This is a genomic window from Erysipelothrix anatis, assembly GCF_009828745.1.
GTDB classification, from domain to species: Bacteria; Bacillota_I; Bacilli_A; order Erysipelotrichales; family Erysipelotrichaceae; genus Erysipelothrix; species Erysipelothrix anatis.
This window is the reverse complement of sequence record NZ_WTSX01000004.1, coordinates 107,652-122,923: the sequence shown is the minus strand read 5'-3', so window position 1 is coordinate 122,923 and position 15,272 is coordinate 107,652. Positions and strand designations below refer to the sequence as shown.

Here is a 15,272-nt window from a genome sequence, read left to right as displayed (position 1 = left end):
GCTTTGCAACTGGGGTTCTTTTTATGAAGCGGCTTGAACAGGTTCTTCGATTGCGCCTTCTCGTGTTGCCACGATTACGGTTGCTGTTGCTGATCCTGTAACGTTTGCCATTGTACGTGCCATATCGACAATAGCCGAAATAGGTGACAAGACAAAGATAATCTCAATAGGTAGTCCAGCAGCTGTTAGTACGGCAGTTGCTGCGATTGTTGCAGTTCCAGGAACTCCGGCTGTTCCCAAACCAACAACAACTGTATAAACAATTAATAATAAGTATTGTTGTGTAGTGAATGGAATGCCTAAGGCGTTAATACTAAATACGGCGAGTAAAACTGGCCACATTCCAGTACATGCTGGCATACCGACATTGGCTCCCAGTCCGGCAACAAATCCTGCGATATCATCTTTGACACCAAGTTTCGTTGTGACTTGTTCGATGACGACTGGAACCGTTCCAATACTGCTTTGTGATGTAAAGGCAACCACTTGAGCAGGCCAAATTGCTTTAAAGAAACGAATTGGATTCATTTTTGCGAATACACTAATTAATGTACCGTGAACAACAAAGGCTTGGAAGAAACTAATCGCATAGGCAATCACAATAATCATTGCAAATGATGCAAGGTCTTTTCCACCATCACGTGTGGGAACGTTCGCAATATAAGCAACAACAGCGAATGGTGTTAGTGCGATAATTGATTTAACAACGCGATATGTAAGTTTGTTAGCAGATTCAAAGAATTGAATCATTGGACTTGCGCCCTCATGATCTTTGGTATTAAATTTGACCAAAGCCACACCGACCATTACCGAGAAAATAATAATCGGAATGATTTGATTCTTTGCAACATGATTGACCAAGTTACTTGGGAAAAATCCAACAATTGTATCTATAAAGGTTGGAACTTCACGGGCAACATAATCTGTTGGCAATGAAATGGTAAACCCAGAACCAAGTTTGAGGCTCGTAGCAACAATTAATGTAATTGTACTTGCAATCAATGTATTAAGCAGTAACCAAAATACTGATCGGAAACCGAGTGTTTTAAGACGGGTAATACTGTTAAGTGACGCGATACTTGAAATAATGCTGAAGAATAGTAATGGCGCCACAATTGCATAAATTAATTGTGTAAAGATTGTTCCAAAGGGTGTGACGTATTGTGTATTCCCTTGAAATACAAATCCAATCACCAATCCAAAGCCCATCGCAATAATCGTGCGAAGCCCGAAATTCACACGTTTCTTACGCAAATGTTGAAGAAATGCAAACACCACGAGCGTCGTCGCGAATGCAATCCATGGTAAGTATGTAGACATAATAAAATTCTCTCCTCCTTATAAAAAAAGATGTCGTATGACATCTCAAGAATTCTCTTATCTGTGCAAGAGATTAAATGTGCCATGCAAAAAATTACACTTTCGTGTTCCCGTTATAGTTTGAAAATGTACAGCAGCATAGAATTTCCATTTTGATCCCCTTTATGCGTAAAACATATTAAACATATATGTGATACATGTTTCGATGTAATCATATAGAATGTATCGAAAGTTGTCAACACATTTACTCTTCAAAACGAAGTTTGCTATAATAGCCACAATAAGGAGAACTTGTATGAAACAAATTATTGTAATTGGAGGCGGTCCATCAGGAATGATGGCAGCAATATCATCTAAAGAACATTGGCCAGAAGCAAATGTAATTTTACTTGAGCGTAATGAACGTTTGGGAAAAAAATTACGGTTGACAGGCGGCGGCCGATGCAACGTTACGGCAGATGTCGATATTCAAGAAGTAATAAAATATGTCCCGAAAAATGGAAAATTCTTAAATAGTGCACTCACCAACTTTAATCCCCAAGACATTCAAGCTTTTTTTGAAGCGAACGGGTGCCCATTAAAAAAGGAAGATCACGAACGGATGTTTCCTGCATCGAACAAATCACACTCAATCGTTGATGCTTTACAATCACGATTAGAAGCATTGGGGGTAGATATTCGACTGCACAGTTATGTAGAAAGCCTTGACTCTCATGCACGTATTGTAACTGTGAATGGTAAAGATGTCCCCTATGATGCTCTCATCTTAGCAACGGGAAGTCGTTCTTTATCTGGTACAGGTTCAGATGGAAATGGCTATGTCCTTGCATCCTCATTTGGTCATACGATTACAGAATTGTTGCCGGCAGAGGTACCGCTCGTTTCAAATGATGTCTTCATCCAAGAAAAAGCACTTCAAGGCTTATCCTTTCATGATGTTGTTTTAAACGTTCATCAAGGCAAAAAGATTAAGAAAGCAATTACTCATGATTTACTCTTTACACATTTTGGTTTATCAGGGCCAGCAGCCCTTCGGGGAAGTTTTTATGTACAGCAAGTCCTTGAAAAAGAGACACCTGTACGGCTGACGATTGATTTTTTGAAAGATGTGAGTATCGATACACTAATGCAAGCAGAAGATATTGAAGCGTATGCGCTTGAATCGGGCGTACCCAAACGACTGTTAGCGTTTATCAAAGAGCAAGCAAGTAACAAAAATATGATAATTGACTATCTTAAACGTTTCCCAATGACTACGTACGAAACTCGAGGTTTCTCTCATGCATTCGTAACAAACGGCGGCATATCATTAAAAGAAATCAATCCAAAAACACTAAAATCAAAACTAGATCCGCATATCTCATGTATTGGTGAGTTGCTAGATTATAATGCGTTCACTGGTGGATTCAATATTACGTCTGCCTTTGCTACAGGATTTACCGCAGGTAAATATGCATTAAACATCGAAGCATAGTTTCACGAACTTTTCGCAAGGACTGCATTGGGTTATGGTATAGTTTTAACACTGAAAAAAGGAGAGCATTATGTTTGGACGACACAGTGGTCCAGGTTGGATTCCAACCGGAATCCTCATCTATATACCACTTTACCTTATCGTGTATTTTACGATTTTACGTCGCAAAAATACGTCTCAAAAAATAACTGGTTCGATACTACTGCTTTATGTCTTACTTGTGTTTGATGTTACGCAGTTTCCATTTCCATGGGGTAAAGAAGCACAACTCCATGTACTTGAAGCGCATCGTTTCCGCTACAATGTGAAGCCTTTGAACAATTTGTATTGGAACTTGTGGGTTGATTTTCAACCACGATACCTTCTCGAAAATTTTTTGAACGTTGCTATTTTTGTGCCCATTGGCTTTCTCATGGGACGTTATCTTAAAGATCAAAATAAACCTTTCATAAAAACGATGGGATTTGTCATCGCATTTACGTTAACGATTGAGCTACTTCAATTAGCGGGAATGTATTATGGCTTTAATGTTCGCATCTTCGATGTTGATGATCTCATCATGAATACGCTTGGTGGACTAATAGGTTATGGTCTATGGATTCTTGTGGTGCGTAGCCGAAAGTTGACCAAAGAAAAATAAAAAAATGTTGGAGATTAAATCCAACATTTTTTATGCTTTGCGTGATTGGTAAAGTTTAATAACAATTAAGATTGCAATCGCAATCGCAGCAGATGTGATAATCAATGATTGCCATGAACCAAATACGCTAATTGCAATATAGTTCATAATCAAGATTACAAGTGCAAGAACTCCTGTAATAATATAAAACTGCTTGGGTGTTGTTTTAAATACTTTTTCGATAAATTTTGTTTTCGCATCTAAGTAATACGCCCCCACAAAGAATAAAATTGCGACAACAAGCATAATCAAATTCACTTGGAAAAATTCCATAATAAGCCCCTCCTATTAAGGACATTATAGCGAAGTCGGAAAGCACTTTCCATACAAATAATTTAAAAATGTCCGCGACGAAATAAAAACTGTGGAAAACTTCTCAAGGCTGGTCCAAACATGGTAGGATAGTATTAGAAAATAGTGGGAGGGACTATGAAAAAAATATTGATCAGTGCATTAATTGCACTCTTAGTTTTAACGGGCTGTACGACAAAACCTAAGAATGTTGACGGTACGGATACGCCCAATGCAGAATTCACAACATACCTAGATGAACTCTTGCCGGAGTTTATAGATCCAGAGGACTTTTCAATCAATCTAATGTTTGAAAATCCAGCAACATACGGCATCGAAAGTAAAGATTACAAAATGGATTTTGTAAGTGAAGAAGACTATAAGGAAGCAGCAAAAACATCCAAAGACGTATTGGACGAAGTGAAGGGCTTTGATGATGCAACGCTATCACCACAGCAACAACTTGATAAAAAAGTAATTGTTCAACATCTTGAAGATATTGTTGCGTTACAAGACTATTACGATTTCAGTGTCGGATCGTCTGTCCTTGGCTACAGTCGTAACTTGATGGGTTCATTCCCGGCATATCTTGAAATTTACGAATTTAGAACAGAACAAGATTTAAAAGGATACTTTACATTGTTGGAATCGTTGCCAGAAACGATTTCAAAATTTATTCAGTTGGAAAGAGACCGACAAACACGTTCAACAGGATTTACTCAGTATGAATTAACTGAAATGGCTCGAGTAAGTGATGTGACGGCTCAGCAAATTGCACAACCAGACTACTACTTAATTGCATATATGAATGAGAAAATTGATGGTGCTACATTCTTAGATGCGTCGCAAAAAGAAACTGCAAAGGCAAGAAGTCAGGCTTTAATTTCCAAGCAACTTTATGAAAGTTACCAAATGATGGCAACGGAACTAGGGGCCATCCAAGTTACAGATACAACTTTAGCGGGAATGAGCACGCGTCCCAATGGTAAGGCATTCTACGAAGAACTCCTACAACAAGAGACTGGAAAACGATCGACCGTTAAAGAAATTTTACGTTTTACCGAAAAATCGCAACAAGCAGCTGTTGAAACCTTATATTTATCAAATGAGTATACAACTGAAGAACGTGATCGTTATATGGAACTCATGATGGCTGAATCGTTTGGAAATTATGAAAATGGTGAAGCCCTTTTAGAAGATATTCATGCATCGTTTGGGGAAGATTTCCCTATGATCCCAATGCCATTCTATGAACTGCGTAAGGTGCATCCTTCGATTTCTGAATCGTCAGCCCCTGCGTTTTACTTCTCACCACCAGTTGACTACACTGGAGAAGAGGCACAGGTTATCTATATTAACGGAGAGTTTGATAACAGTCTCTACACAACATATGCTCATGAAGGGATTCCAGGACACATGTATCAATTCAGTTACTTCAAGACATTGAAAGACATGCATCCAATTCGATCACTAATTTCGCCATCAAATAGCGCTGAGGGTTGGGCTAATTATGCTGAAAAACTCGCAGTAAAATATGTACATGATGAAAAATTCGAAGAGTTTTACAATGCCTACATGACACTAATTGAAACAATACATATTCGAGCAGACATTGGCGTTCATTACGAAGGTTGGACTATGGAACAATTTGGTACATACATGTCTGATTTCTTCACGTTAGATGAAGCAGGGTTAGAGTCATTCTATTACCAAATAATCCAAACACCTGCAGTTTACCCAACATATTATTTAAGCAATCTTTATATTAGAGATCTTAAGAAGACAACGAAAGATGCCTTAGGTTCACAGTATTCCGAAGTTGAATTCCACAAAGTGTTGCTTGATAGTGGTGCTGCTTCCATGGATATCATGGAACAACAAATGCAAGCATATATTAAAACAAAGAAAAAGTGAGATAATACTCACTTTTTTTATTGTAAGACAATGCGTTGAACAGATTTTAGCGTTGTGAATCCATATAAACCATATGCGACAATAAAGCCAAGGGTAACGATGATAGCAATTAAAGGACTAGAAGGCGCTAAACCACCAAGAGATAGGGTAAGATTGGCGGCTTTGATGCCAACAACAGCATGCATCATCGCAATAATCAAAGGTAAGGCAAAATAAAGACTGAGTTGAGTGGTAATTGACTGTAGTTTTAAAGACTCTTCAACACCGATTTTGCTAAGTATGCTGTAACGATGAATATTATCACTTGCCTCAGAAAGTTGTTGGAGTGCCAATAACACGCAACTACAGATTAAGAAGACTGCACCAATGTAGAAACCAAGGTAGGTAAATAGAAGTTCGGTACCGGCCATTTCTAGTTCGACATCACGTGCTGAAACAAGTTGCGTTCCAGCGGGAACGTGTGTAGATAGATTATCTTGCAGGGGAGCAATTGATTGTGAATCGTGGGTATTGATGTTGGTGTAGTATGTAGGTTTGAGGTGGGATTCGAGTTGCTTGAATGTTGCATCACTCACAACAATTTTAAGTGAGTTCATCAAAGCACTGTTCGTTAATCTTAAATCTGAAACGGTAGTTGTGACGGAGTCTGTTAATCCATATTCACTGAAGTCAGGTGTTTCTATTGGTAAATTGGGGTGTTTGTAGAATGCAAACTGATTATCTAGGAGTTGAATAGGTTGCTGGTGATCACGTCTTAAACTTTGGTTTGCGTCATGTTGAGCAATAAATATTACAGGATAAATTACGGCGTCTGATGCATTACCATTAAGAACATAAAACTGATAGCTTTCTTTTATTTGGGAGGTTTCAATACCGTTGAGATCGAAGGGCTGTGTATGTGTTGCTGCGATATCGTAGACAATCATTGAATCCTTGAATTGTGCGAGTACATTATTCAAATTGAATGCGGTGACCAATGCGGTTATTGCAGTTAGAAGCATAAGACATATGACACTCATCGAACGATATGTTGTACTAATTTTTGATGAAAGTTGTCGAAAATTGAAGGCATTTAAACCTGAGTAGTAGTGATTTTCGAAACGCTGCACACTCTGTAGAAGGAAGCCGGACAAGGCTTTGAAGAGCAATAAGGTACCAATCGCCCCGACAACGATTACTGACACCATCTGATTTAAGATACCATAAGGTTGTAACGAGACGGTGTATGCGTAAGCAATACATGATACACCAAGGATTAGCAAGAGCACTGTTGTGCGAGTGCGTGGTGCTTTGATTGATTCATTTTGGCGATGTGCTGTCAACATATCGAGTAAAGTAAAACGACCGAGGATCAGTGTATTAAAACCAATAACAACAGTGTAAATTGCACTGAAGATTAGAGTTGTAGATAAAAGTGCGGGCACTGAAACAATAAATGTGTAAGCTGCATTAACGCTCAGAATGGAAGCACTAAACATGGCCATCACTTGTGATAAGACGATACCAATCGTAAATCCAACGACCAAAGAGGCAAGTGCCGCGATTAATGTTTCAAAGAACAGAATGATACGTATTTTTCGAAAAGGCATGCCCATCAAAGTGTATAAACCCAATTCTTGTTTTCGTCGTCGAATTAGAAACTGATTGGCATAGATGATTAACAGCGCAAAAACAACACTAATAATCACAGACATTGTGTTCAAAACCATGATCAAAGAAGCAATCGCAGTTCCTTGCGATGGGTCGAGTTCAAGAATGCTCGATTGCATTTCAAACGACCGCAGTAAGTAAAGCAAAACCACGGAAAAAGTGAGTGTTAAGAAATAAAGGCTATAGTCTTTATAGCTCTTTTTGACATTACGAAAAGCAAGTTTTAGATAAGATGTCATGAGATGTCCTCCTGTATCCTATGATACGAGAATATCGTTGAATCAATGAGCGAACTATCGTACAACTTGCTTACACTATTGTAAGATGAACCATTCAGGTTATTTGTAAAGAGTGTGGCTTATAAGTTCAATTAAGAAGTCAATATCTTCGTCACCATGACGCAGGGATTCTAAGAAATTACGAACGACAAAAGCATTAAACTTTTCTTTAGTAAAGTTCTCATTCCAAATTGCTGGATTTTGGTATGCATCAGAATCGAGAGATTGCTTGAATACATCTTCGATTGCTTTCAGGTTACGGTGGTGTGTTTCAATCGTACGTTTTCGATCGTCTTCAGAAATCGTACGATAATAGCCGATGAAAATAGAATGGTAGATACGGGCATGATAAGAAGCTTTTTTGAACGATTCTTTAAGCATCGTCGTATAACGATCATGTGCACTAATGTTTTTGAGATCACCAATCATAACCTTATCCCAAAATTCATTGATAACTTCGATCGTTAGATCATTTTTAGATTCAAAGTAATTGTAAACAGAACCAACTGAAACATCAGCGTCTTTAGCAACGCGACGGATACTTAATGCATCCAAACCATCGGTAAAAACAATGTGACGCGCGACATCGATAAGGGCTTGTTTACTAATTGTACTTTTCTTCATAAAATCACCATCCTGAACTTTGTTCATTATAGAACTCATTCGAAAACTTGTCAAATAAAACGGTTACTGTATACTTAAAGCGTAAAGGAGATTATCAATGACATATCCAAGTTGCCCACAGTGTAATGAAAACTATACGTATGAGGATCGTGGCATGTTTGTTTGCCCAATGTGTGCTCACGAGTGGTCTGAGAATGAAGCAGTGGCTGAAGATGTTATCCGTGATGCTCATGGATCCATTCTTAATGACGGTGATTCAATAATAATCATCAAAGATTTAAAAGTTAAAGGCGCGTCTGCTCCTTTAAAACAAGGGACAAAAGTGAAAAACATCAAGCTTGTAGAAGGTGACCATAATATTGATTGCCGAATCGAAGGTTTTGGTGCGATGAGTCTCAAATCTGAATTTGTAAAGAAAGCATAAAAAAAAGGTTCCTTGCGGAACTTTTTTTATTGATGTTTTGTAACGTCAAGTTTTGAAGCTGCTTGTTCATCAACGATGACGATTACGTTATCATGATTTTGTAAAGCACTTGCTGGAAGCGCTTCTGTTGGTGCTTCCTCCATCATTTTATAGATAGCATCAGCTTTCTTTTCACCATATGCAAACAAGATAATTGTTTTTGCAGTCATGATGGATTTGATACCCATTGAGTATGCAAATTTAGGTACTTCGTCAATTGAATCAAACATACGTGAATTTGCAATAATTGTACTTTCAGTTAATGCAACTTTTTCTGTCAATGAATCAAATGATGCTCCTGGCTCATTGAAACCGATATGACCATTTTCGCCAATTCCTAAGATTTGGATATCAATTGGATTTTCAGCGATGATTTGGTCGTAACGTGCGCATTCTTTAGCTGCATCTTCTTCCAAGCCATTTGGCAAATAATTAGCTTTAAATGGTTTTTTACCAAATAAATGTTTATTCATGAAGTAGTTATAGCTTTGGATATGATCAGCACCAATACCGATGTATTCATCCAAGTTAATGGATACCACATTTGTGAAATCTAAGTCACTTGCAGTAATGCGATCGTATAAAGAAATTGGTGTACTTCCAGTAGCCAATCCAAAGACGTTTAAGTTTCCGCTAACTAACGCTTCACGAATGATGTTGTAACCAAGTTCTGCTCCTTCTTGGTTATCTTTAACAACAAATAATTTCATTGTAATTCCCTCTCACTTTCATTCAGTATTATTATAGACTACTCCACATTAAAATCAAACTTGTTTTCTCGGAAACATCGGATAGTCTTTTTTAATTAAATTTGAATGTATGAAAAAAATATTTAAGATACTCTAAATTGTTGAAAAACATAAGAATATCCCTAGAATGTGCCTGTGTTTATACGAACGCGTGATAAAAAAAGTGCTATAATTATACATGTATACATAAGGAGGCAATTTATGTTAATCATTAATGGGAAAATTTATTTAGAAGACCGTGTTATCGAGAACGGTTTTATTCGTACTGAAGAGGACCGTATCGTCGAACTTGGTATGATGGAAAATGCACCGAAATTAGACGGTGATGTCATCGATGCGAAGGGACTCAATGTCTTGCCAGGATTTATTGACCAACACATTCATGGTGCAAATGGTGCTGACCATATGGACGCTGATCAAGCAGGTTTACTAAATATCGCAACATTCCTTCCAAAAGAAGGAACAACGTCATATCTTGCTACAACAATGACGCAATCAATTGAAGCTGTATCGACAGCATTGGGTGCAATTGTAGAGTTTATGGATAATACCAACAAACCAGGACAAGCTGAAATCGTAGGGATTCACCTCGAAGGACCCTTTATTTCGAAAAAACATGTTGGGGCACAAAACCCTGCCTTTGTTTTAAAACCAACGACAGAGTATTTTGATACATTCTGGAATGTCGCAAAAGGACGCATCAAGTTAATTACCTATGCACCTGAAGAAGCAGCGCCAGGTTTTACAGATTACCTACGTTCAAAAGGGGTTGTTCCTTCGGCTGGACATACAGATTCAAATTATCAACAAATAATTGATGAAATTCCTAATGGACTTTCAAACTTAACACACTTCCACAATGCGATGAAACCACACCATCACCGTGAACCAGGAGCAGTAACTGCTGGATTCTTACGACCAGAATTAAAAGCAGAATTAATTGTGGATGGTATTCACTTACACCCAGATGTTGTTAAGGCAACATATGAAATTAAAGGTGTAGACAATGTTATTGCAATTACGGATGCGATGCGTGCTAAGGGACTTCCAGATGGTAATTATGATCTTGGTGGTCAAGAAGTTATTAAAGTTGGAAAAGAATGCCGTATCGCTACAGGATCGCTCGCAGGTTCAGTTGCTGAAATGGACTTCGTTGTTCGTAACTTTAAACATTTTACCGGCGCAAGTATGCGTGACTTGGTGAAAATTTCTTCGGAAAATGCCGCAAAACACCTTGAAATCTTTGGACGTAAAGGAAGTATCGCAATCGGTAAAGATGCTGATATTGTTATTGTTGATAACGACATTAATGTTGAAACAACAATTTGCCGTGGTGTTGTAGGATACCAAAAATAGCCTCCAATCAGACTATAATTAAAAAGTTAGCCGTTCGGTTAACTTTTTAATTTCAAATTGGGCTAATTGCGAAGCATCCAAAATTAGGAGATACTTGATGAAATTTGAAAAAACACTCACTCCAGAAGAGACAGATATTATTAAACTTAGAGATCTTCTGAGGAAATACAATCGACAAAACTTTGAAACTTTAGAACATTCTAAATTTGCTATCTATATTAGAGATGAAGATGAGAATATTGTTGGAGGCATTTCAGGCGAAATATTTGGCAATTGGGTAGATATCGAATACTTAGTAATTCACGAAAATTTACGAGGACAAGGACTGGGTAAAGCATTGTTAGAGAAAGTTGAAAGCATGGCAATCGAGCATCGGTGCCGTTATCTCTTTCTGAATACATTTGGTTTCCAGGGTAAAGATTTTTATCCGAAATTTGGATTTAAAGAAGTCTATGTAAAGCAAGATTATCCATTGACAGGAACAGATCATTTCTTTGTCAAAGAGTTATCCTACTAAGACTTTAGAAGATTGATCATAAAAAGAAAAGGGTTAGCCGCAGGCTAACCCTTTTTATGCACTTTGGTGAAGTCGGTGTCGTGTTACGAAGAACTTGCTGATGCGAGCGTAGAGTTTCACGATGGGAATACTAATAAGCACGACAACAACTAAAATAATAAGATGATGTTGCGTAAATGACACGAGTTCTAATAAGGGATGCATTACGATGCTCGTTATTAAAAAACCTGCAATGTCCAGGGCAAGAATGAATGCTCTGAAACGATTCAAGGGTGTCAAAATCCGATAAATAAGGTGGATCGAGAGAATTCCATTTACAAAGAAAATGATGGATTGGATGGCTTTAAGGTCCAGTCCTAAAGGTTTGTTAAAGAGAACAAGAATAAACCACATAGTGACTATCCCAAGGGCGCTGGGAAGTGCATAGAGCACGACATGTTCTAAGACCGTATATTTTGGCTTATAATCGTGCAATTCGAACATGATCAGCAAGGAAGGGAGTCCGCCAACAAATATATTGGTAAGGGTTACTTGGAACGGAATGAAAGGGAAACGAACATTGATGAGGATTGCAAGAATCGCAACACTAATGGTTAAGATTGTTCGTAAGTAAAAAAGGGATGCAGATCGCGTAATGTTATTGATGGTTTGTCGTCCTTCTCGAACAACGTCCACCAAGGTGGACAACATGCCATCGATTATAACGATTTGACTAATGTTTAGAGCTGCGTCGCTACCTTCACCTAAAGCAATCGATACGTCTGCTTGCTTTAGTGCAAGTACATCATTTAGACCATCACCGGTCATCGCAACACGGTTTTTCCCCTCTTGTAAAATCTTTACAAACTCAAGTTTTTGAGTTGGTGTTGCCCGTCCAATGACATTATATTTGAATATTGCTTCGTGCAACGCCTCTGGTGTTGTCAAGGTTGATGCATCGACAGCACCTTGGATTGTATTAACACCCGCTTTTTGTGCGATAGCAAGAACTGTGTCGATGTTATCGCCGGATATTACCTTAATATTGACGCCATTGTTTACAAAAAAATCAATAGCTTGATGTGCGTCCTCCCGGAGTGGATCTTCAATTACAATCCATCCCAGTGCATGTAACGATTGAGGGAGCGTTTTGTCGGTTGGTGCCTCATAGCTAGATGCTGCAAGAATAATGCGTGCCCCCAGTTTACGATGATTTAGAATGACGTCGGGTAAAGCTAGGTTTGGCATTAATATTTCAGGTGCACCGATGAAGAGGGTTTCCTGATTGTCAAACGTCATCGAGGCCCACTTGCGTGCTGAAGCAAATGGAATTGTATCAATACATTGCATCGTTTCAACAGGTTCAAAATAATGTTTGATGGCTAGCATGGTCGCATTATTATCATGAGTGTAGTTGACATAATGGTTCATGAGAAACTGAAACTTAACATCAAGATTTAATGTATCAATGACTTGCATTTCACCTTTGGTGAGGGTTCCGGTTTTATCGACACACAAGACGTCAATTTGAGATAGAGCTTCAATTGCATACAAATCTTGAACTAATGTTTTGGACTTTCCGAGTTTAAGAACTGCTGTCATCAAGGTAACGGTTGTTAATAAGACTAAACCTTGAGGAAGCATACCAAGGAGTGCCGATGCAGTATTTACAACAACTTGATATAACGACTCGTGTCGGAAGACAAATCCTTGAATGAATAAAAGTGCACCGATGGGAATGATAAAGAAACTAGTAAGTTTTGTGACACTTGTAAAGGTATTTAAAAGATCGCTAGCGATGCGACGTTGCGTAGATACCTGTTGCGTTACTTTGGTTGCATAGTTGTCACTTCCAACATGGACAACCTGAGCATAGCAAGTTGCGCTAACAATGAAAGATCCGGATAAAAGTGTATCGTCGGTGTATTTATCGATAGGGTCGACTTCACCAGTTAAAAGAGATTCATTGGCTTCCACAGAACCTTCTAAGACGACGCTGTCTGCAGCAATTTGATTGCCGGGTTCATAGTAAACGATATCATCCAAAACAATTTCGTCAGGCGTAATTGTTTGAATTACACCATCTCGTAAAACTTTGACATGCGGTGCTACCAAGATGTTAAGGTTTTGAACAAGATTTCGAGCTCGTATTTCTTGGATAATGAACATAGAAGAATTAGAGACGATAACGCCCATGAAGAAAATACTGGTATAAGCGCCGACAGCTATCAATGCAATAGCGATTACAATATTAAATAAATTGAAAAGGGTGAAAATGTTCCCTATGATAATATCTTTGTTTGTCTTCAGTTCAGGTTTAGGTTGTGTATTGACTTGGTGATTCTGAATGCGCATTTGAACGGCTTCGTTTGATAGTCCTTTTAATTTCGTCATAGGTGCTCCTTAGATACTTGGAATGTTCCTTAATACTTACTATAATAACACTGGGTGATAACATGAAACAAATTGCAATTATTGGCGGGGGTATTGTCGGTATGACTGCCGCCTACTATTTAAAGAAAAACGGCATGGATGTCGTTGTATATGATGCTGATTATGCACAAGGGACACGAGCAGCCGTGGGGATAATTTGTCCATGGGTGAGCCAGCGCCGTCATCAAGCATGGTATGCTTTAGCATCTGATGGTGCGGCATTTTATAAGACGCTTGTTCGTGATGTGTCAGATCCATCATTTTATCGACAAACAGGCACATTGATTGCACATACGACTCGTTTGGACGCATTGAGTGAGCTTGCGTTTGAGCGGGCTAAAACAACACCAACGATGGGCAATGTCCAACGATTGCAGAAACCAGCTCTCGCAGACTATATTCCAGACTATGTGACGCTTGAGGATGCATTGTTGATTGAAGGTGGCGCACAAATCGACGGCGCTCGTCTCATCGAAATTCTTCAGAAGGATCAAAACATACCTGTTATTAAAGAACAGATGACTGTTGAACGTCTTGAAACATGTGGTCGATTTGACCATATCATTGTTGCTGCTGGACCGTGGATTAACGACGCACAAAAAAAATACATATTTGATGTAAAACCACAAAAAGGACAGCTTGTAACACTCCAAAATGCCTTTGATATTGATAAGGCATATCCAGTCATCATGCCACAAGGTGAAATTGATATCTTGTTTGACCAAACAATGCTGGTGATTGGTGCATCACATGACAATGAAGCCGGTTTTGATACGCATCGTGATCTCAATGTTGAAGCGCGTCTGATTCATGATGCTCAAATGTATATCCCAAAGATTACCAGTGCGGATATAACCGGTTTTCGAATTGGAACCCGTGCATATACTTCAGACTTTGCACCATTCTATGGCCCAATTGATACTACTAAAAAAGTATATGTAGCAAGTGGACTTGGTTCATCGGGGCTGACAACCGGACCGATTATTGGATATCGTATAGCATCTGATATTTTGGGTTCGACATTTGATTTTAGTGAAATGAGTCCTACAAAATATATTAAATCTATCGTGTAAAGCGAATCTGGTTATCGATTTGAACAAATGTCGTTTCGGCATATTCCGATTCACCATCCCAAACAAAGCGAATGGTTTGGCGTGCGCCTGAAAATGCATCATCGAAACTTACATCCCATGTGGATTGTTGTTTCATAATTGTCCATTTCGAATACTCTGGCGGATTACAACCATATTCATAAAATTTTTGGCGTGCATAGTTTTCAATGAAGTGTTCTTGGTTTGAAGGAAGATCTTGGGCGATCGTATTGATCGAACAACTTACAAGAAAAAAAGCGAGTAAAATAACAGATAATTTTTTCATAAGTCCTCCTTAAATACTGAACGTAGTCTAACGATATCACGCAATGTCGAAAATTCCGTTACAACAGCTTGAATTTATGATGAAATTTATGTCAAATATATTTACTTAAAGAAGAGTGTTGTCAGTACCTGTGAGTAAAAACTCGTGGTATAATAAACAAAATGAGGT

General features: G+C 38.4%; 14 protein-coding genes. 7 read left to right on the top strand and 7 right to left on the bottom strand.

Annotated features, from left to right (window positions below; all coding sequences use genetic code 11):
- Positions 1–21: 21 nt before the first annotated feature.
- A complete protein-coding gene (locus tag GVV19_RS04375) occupies positions 22–1,320 on the bottom strand; it encodes a dicarboxylate/amino acid:cation symporter (RefSeq protein ID WP_159645802.1) in 1,299 nt (432 codons plus the stop codon).
- Positions 1,321–1,615: 295 nt separating this feature from the next.
- Here GVV19_RS04375 and GVV19_RS04370 point away from each other — a divergent pair, with 295 nt between their 5' ends.
- Together GVV19_RS04370 and GVV19_RS04365 are read left to right on the top strand one after the other, a co-directional pair.
- Positions 1,616–2,794 (top strand): BaiN/RdsA family NAD(P)/FAD-dependent oxidoreductase, encoded by a 1,179-nt coding sequence (locus GVV19_RS04370; RefSeq protein WP_159645799.1) that lies wholly within the window; start codon positions 1,616–1,618, stop codon positions 2,792–2,794.
- A gap of 70 nt (positions 2,795–2,864) precedes the next feature.
- The gene (locus tag GVV19_RS04365; protein ID WP_159645796.1) at positions 2,865–3,434 is read left to right on the top strand and encodes a VanZ family protein; all 570 of its coding nucleotides are present in this window, start codon (positions 2,865–2,867) and stop codon (positions 3,432–3,434) included.
- A gap of 30 nt (positions 3,435–3,464) precedes the next feature.
- On the opposite strand, the gene GVV19_RS04360 is transcribed toward GVV19_RS04365, so the two are convergent.
- Positions 3,465–3,746, bottom strand: a complete 282-nt coding sequence (locus GVV19_RS04360; RefSeq protein ID WP_159635455.1) for a hypothetical protein — start codon at positions 3,744–3,746, stop codon at positions 3,465–3,467.
- Positions 3,747–3,902: 156 nt separating this feature from the next.
- On the opposite strand from GVV19_RS04360, the gene GVV19_RS04355 reads away from it, so the two are divergent.
- Positions 3,903–5,678 carry a DUF885 domain-containing protein gene (locus tag GVV19_RS04355; protein ID WP_159645793.1) on the top strand — a complete coding sequence of 592 codons (1,776 nt, stop codon included), beginning with the start codon at positions 3,903–3,905 and terminating at the stop codon, positions 5,676–5,678.
- Positions 5,679–5,695: 17 nt separating this feature from the next.
- Here the strand turns inward: GVV19_RS04355 and GVV19_RS04350 are convergent, their stop codons facing one another.
- Both GVV19_RS04350 and GVV19_RS04345 read right to left on the bottom strand, forming a co-directional pair.
- The gene (locus GVV19_RS04350; protein ID WP_159645790.1) at positions 5,696–7,567 is read right to left on the bottom strand and encodes an FtsX-like permease family protein; all 1,872 of its coding nucleotides are present in this window, start codon (positions 7,565–7,567) and stop codon (positions 5,696–5,698) included.
- A gap of 99 nt (positions 7,568–7,666) precedes the next feature.
- A complete protein-coding gene (locus tag GVV19_RS04345) occupies positions 7,667–8,230 on the bottom strand; it encodes a TetR/AcrR family transcriptional regulator (protein ID WP_159640734.1) in 564 nt (187 codons plus the stop codon).
- Positions 8,231–8,327: 97 nt separating this feature from the next.
- On the opposite strand from GVV19_RS04345, the gene GVV19_RS04340 reads away from it, so the two are divergent.
- Positions 8,328–8,654 (top strand): zinc ribbon domain-containing protein YjdM, encoded by a 327-nt coding sequence (locus GVV19_RS04340; protein WP_159635443.1) that lies wholly within the window; start codon positions 8,328–8,330, stop codon positions 8,652–8,654.
- Between the two features lie 26 nt (positions 8,655–8,680).
- On the opposite strand, the gene GVV19_RS04335 is transcribed toward GVV19_RS04340, so the two are convergent.
- Positions 8,681–9,403, bottom strand: a complete 723-nt coding sequence (locus GVV19_RS04335; RefSeq protein WP_159635440.1) for a glucosamine-6-phosphate deaminase — start codon at positions 9,401–9,403, stop codon at positions 8,681–8,683.
- A gap of 240 nt (positions 9,404–9,643) precedes the next feature.
- Here GVV19_RS04335 and nagA point away from each other — a divergent pair, with 240 nt between their 5' ends.
- Positions 9,644–10,798, top strand: coding sequence for an N-acetylglucosamine-6-phosphate deacetylase (gene nagA / locus GVV19_RS04330; RefSeq protein WP_159645787.1), 1,155 nt, complete (start codon positions 9,644–9,646; stop codon positions 10,796–10,798).
- A 97-nt stretch (positions 10,799–10,895) separates the two neighbouring features.
- Positions 10,896–11,315 (top strand): GNAT family N-acetyltransferase, encoded by a 420-nt coding sequence (locus GVV19_RS04325; RefSeq protein WP_159645784.1) that lies wholly within the window; start codon positions 10,896–10,898, stop codon positions 11,313–11,315.
- Positions 11,316–11,369: 54 nt separating this feature from the next.
- Here GVV19_RS04325 and GVV19_RS04320 read toward each other — a convergent pair whose 3' ends face one another.
- The gene (locus tag GVV19_RS04320) at positions 11,370–13,688 is read right to left on the bottom strand and encodes an HAD-IC family P-type ATPase (protein ID WP_159645781.1); all 2,319 of its coding nucleotides are present in this window, start codon (positions 13,686–13,688) and stop codon (positions 11,370–11,372) included.
- 62 nt (positions 13,689–13,750) lie between these two features.
- Between GVV19_RS04320 and GVV19_RS04315 the strand changes: the two genes are divergently transcribed.
- On the top strand, positions 13,751–14,800 hold the full coding sequence (locus tag GVV19_RS04315) for an NAD(P)/FAD-dependent oxidoreductase (protein ID WP_159645778.1): 1,050 nt from the start codon (positions 13,751–13,753) through the stop codon (positions 14,798–14,800).
- On the opposite strand, the gene GVV19_RS04310 is transcribed toward GVV19_RS04315, so the two are convergent.
- Complete coding sequence (locus GVV19_RS04310; RefSeq protein WP_159640718.1) at positions 14,790–15,104, bottom strand: hypothetical protein; 315 nt, start codon at positions 15,102–15,104, stop codon at positions 14,790–14,792. The two genes, GVV19_RS04315 and GVV19_RS04310, sit on opposite strands and share 11 nt — an antisense overlap.
- Positions 15,105–15,272: the final 168 nt, after the last annotated feature.